This is a genomic window from Microcystis sp. M49636_WE2 (assembly GCF_030065375.1).
Lineage (GTDB): Bacteria > Cyanobacteriota > Cyanobacteriia > Cyanobacteriales > Microcystaceae > Microcystis > Microcystis aeruginosa_C.
On the sequence record NZ_JASJFG010000734.1, the window covers coordinates 1 to 3,857 of the forward strand.

At 40.7% G+C, this 3,857-nt stretch carries 3 protein-coding genes; all 3 read left to right on the plus strand.

All coding sequences use genetic code 11. The features are described 5' to 3' along the window. A partial coding sequence (locus tag PX484_RS16830) for an ABC transporter substrate-binding protein (protein ID WP_288104847.1) occupies nt 1-1,951 on the plus strand: 1,951 nt, incomplete at its 5' end. A 107-nt stretch (nt 1,952-2,058) separates the two neighbouring features. Continuing rightward, nucleotides 2,059-2,778: a PspA/IM30 family protein gene (locus PX484_RS16835; protein ID WP_002799891.1), complete on the plus strand. Its 720-nt coding sequence runs from the start codon at nt 2,059-2,061 to the stop codon at nt 2,776-2,778. Between the two features lie 11 nt (nt 2,779-2,789). Continuing rightward, on the plus strand, nt 2,790-3,857 hold a 1,068-nt coding region (locus PX484_RS16840), incomplete at its 3' end, for an ABC transporter substrate-binding protein (protein WP_288104850.1).

Here is a 3,857-nt window from a genome sequence, read left to right on the forward strand (position 1 = left end):
CCTGTGTTTATCCAGTTTGCTAACGGCACTAGGAAACCCAGATGAGGTTTATATACAAATATTAAGTCCCAGTTCAGAAGTTCCTCTTTCAACGATAAATATTCACAATGAGTTGATCAAAAATCCATGGGATATTGTAGTTTATTTAGGTCATAGTCAAACCAGTAGCGACGGACATGATGGAGTTTTTATCATTGATAATGATACGGCTTTATCTCCTGAACATAATTTAAGAAATTCCCTAGAAATAGCTGTTAAAAAAGGCTTAAAACTTGTTATCTGTAACTCCTGCGATGGGTTAGGTATTGGTCGTCAGTTGGCTAATATCGGAGTACCCCATATTATTGTTATGAAAGAACCCATCGCTGTGCGGGTTGCTTTGAGATTTCTAGAAGTTTTTCTTCCCAATTTTCTTGAACATAAATCCCTACAGGAATCCTTAACAAGCGCTCGACAAGAATTAAGATTACATGAATTTGAGAAGGATGCTGCTAGTTCTTCTTTACTGCCTCGTTTGATAGAAAATCCTGAAGAACCACCGTTAATTTTACCTTTACCCCCTGAAAATACGGAGGAAAATCACCAAAATAATGATGAGCAAAGTTGGCCTTTACGTCTATCTAGTCGCTGGAAACAAGCTCTGTTATTTATTTTAAGTCTTCTGGTAACTTTATCAGTTTTATATTGGGGAGGAGTATTTTCCGATGATGCTAGTAAATACCCAGAAATTAGCTTAGGTGAAGAAATATTATTAAAGACAAACCGACAAGATAACAGTATTGAACGGGGAAGACAAGCTTTTAAAAACAAAGAATATAAACAAGCAATTCAGCTTTTTAAAAAATCCCTCGATCGCTTGCCCAATAATCCAGAAATAGCTCAAGAAATTTTACGAGGTATTGCTTTATTGCAACAGGAGTTAAATGATGAACAGGCCAACAACCCCGATTTTCACTTTCTACAGGTAGTGGTCGCTAATGATAATAATAGCCCCGTAGATGCCAAAGATCGAGCCGAAAAATTTGTTAAAGATCCGTCAATTATAGCAGTGGTTGGTCATAATGCTTCTGCTGCTAGTGAAGCGGCCAAAGATAGCTATGTACAAGGGAAAATTGTTGCCCTATCTCCCACCAGCTTTTCCCCGAAAATCTCCGGTAATGGCTATGTGTATAAGATGGTTCCCGATCTGGAAACTTTTGCCACAACCTTAAGTGAATACATCCGCAAACAAACTGACAAGCTAATTATCCAAAACCCCACTAATTTAATTTGTTATGATAATCGCTCTGGGGATAATTATAACTTCGCTAAAAAATATAAAAACATTCTCCTCGGTCAGCACTTTCAAAAAGTCATTAAAGATGCAGATTTTGACTGCAATATCGAGCCAAAAAATAATTTAGATGAACAGGAAATTTATCAAAAAATCGCTCAATATCAAGTAAATATTCTCATGGTTGCTCCCTATGTTAATGATCTGAAAAGAGCCGTCAGTATCTTTAAGCAACGTCCCGCACAACAGTTAAACTTAGTAACTTTAGGTTCACCCACTTTTCAAAGTTATCTCACCCTTGCAGAAGGTGAACAGGGGGTAGAAAATTTAGTTATCACCGTGCCTTGGTATGATCTCACACGAGATAATTATATCCACAGTTTTTGGCAAAATAAGATCAATGTTTGGCGCACTCCCATGGCCTACGATTCGACTAAAGTTATCCTCACCGCTTTGCGAAAGTTATACCAACAAGGACAAAAATTCGATCGAGAATCATTAAATCAAGTTTTAAGAAACGATTTTTCTATTGAAGGAATGACTGGCACTGTTAGATTCGATGAGAATGGTGTCCGCAACATGAATAATAATCCTGATGAGCGCCGCTACTTGATTCTACAGGTCAAAAATGGTCAATTTGTCCCCCTCGCTCCCATTAAATCTGCCGGTCCAGTCTAAACCTTCCTATCCTTGTCAAGACTTTTTACAAAACTTAACCTTATCCACTGCATTAAAGTTGACCATCACTCCTAATTAACAGGTAACACCTCTAGGAGACAAACGGCATGAAATTGTTAAAAAAATTAACCCCAAAAGCCTTGATTTTTTGGCTGATCGGTGATAAGGCAGGAAATTCTCTCGTTGCGATCTGGAATTGGTTGTGGGGTATTCCCATCGAATCCGGCGGCAAAATTGCCGTAGAATCGGCCAGAGAATCCCTAGAATCGATGCAAAAATCCCTAGCGGAATTAACAGAATCGGTGGCGCAAGTAGTAGCAGCCCAGCAATCGGCCCAAGCACAATACGAGGCAAAAAAACAGGAACACACAAACTACTTGCAACAGGCTGTCACCGCTCAAAAAAAAGGTCTTCAAGAAGCGGCAAGACTAGCTATGGTTAAGGTTCTCTCCCTAGAAAAAATTCTATCCGCCATGAAAGATCGGGTCGATAATGCCGAAAAAGTAGTCATTGCTGCTAAGGAAAAACTTCGCCAAGAGCAGGAAAAAATCGAACATTATAAATTAGAAATGAGCAACTTAAAAGCGATTAGTTCCATGAATGAGGCTTTAGGCAAAATAAACGAATTTGATAGTAGTCTCAACCTCAATAACTCCCGCGATCGCTTTGAGGATGCCAATGAAGCGATTAAAGACCGTTATCGAAAAGAAAACGCCTATAGTGAATTAAGCGAGAACTATAGCGAGAAATTAGCTCAAGAAATCGATTTCTTAAGCCTTGATGACGAAATTAACCGCCGTTTAGCCGAATTCAATCAGCAAAGTTAAGGAGTAAAGCAATGACAAAGACTGGCAAAAAAGCGAGCTTACCGCCAATTTTCTATATTTTACTGGGGTTGATCGGTTGGTTTCTTTTTCCTCAAATATTGGCAATATTTGCCCCAAAAGCCGATAATAATCCCCGCATGAGTTACGGCAATCATCTCCTGATCAAAACTAATTCTAACACCACCAAAGAATCAGCGATCGCTGCCATTGCTCAAGGTGATCACCAAGAAGCAGAGCAACTCCTGCAAAAATCCCTCGCTCAACATCCCAACGATCCCGAAAGCGTAATTTATCTAAGCAACCTGCAAACTGGCTCAAATCCCTTCAAAATCGCCGTTATTGTGCCAGCAACAACTAATCCCAACGTCGCTCAGGAAATATTGCGAGGAGTCGCCAGCGCACAAACCCAGATCAATCAACAGGGAGGGATCAACGGCAGAAAACTGATGGTTATCGTGGTTAATGACGATAATCAGCCGCAGATATCGAAAGAGGTAGCCAGTGAATTAGTCAAAAATCCCGATATTATCGCTGTTATCGGTCATAATGCCTCCGATGCCAGTTTAGCCGCCGCTCCCATCTACGAAAAAGGCGGTTTGGTGATGATTTCTCCCACCTCCCTGGCTAATAATCTCTCCGGTGCGGGAAATTATATCTTTCGTCTGGTGGCTTCTAACGGCAAAATTACGGAAACCTTAGCAAATTACATAGTAAATACAGCTAAAGTCCGAAAAATTGCTTTTTGCTACGATTCTCAAGCTCCTGATAATATTTCCTTTAAAGATGAGTTGATGGCTAATGTGGCGAAAAAAGGCGGTCAAATTGTGCCGATTGTCTGCGATCTGAGTGTACCCAATTTTAAGGCCGATCAAGCCCTTAATCAGGCGATTTCTGGGGGTGCTAACGGCCTATTTGTCGTTGCTCATGTTGATCGTCTCGATCCCGTTTTTGAGGTTATTCGCTCCAATCGTCAGCGTTTGCCTCTGTTTAGTAGTCCCACCCTCTACAATATTCGCACCCTCGAAGATGGCGGCAAAAACGCCCAAGGTTTAACCCTTGCCGCACCCTGGCACCCCTCG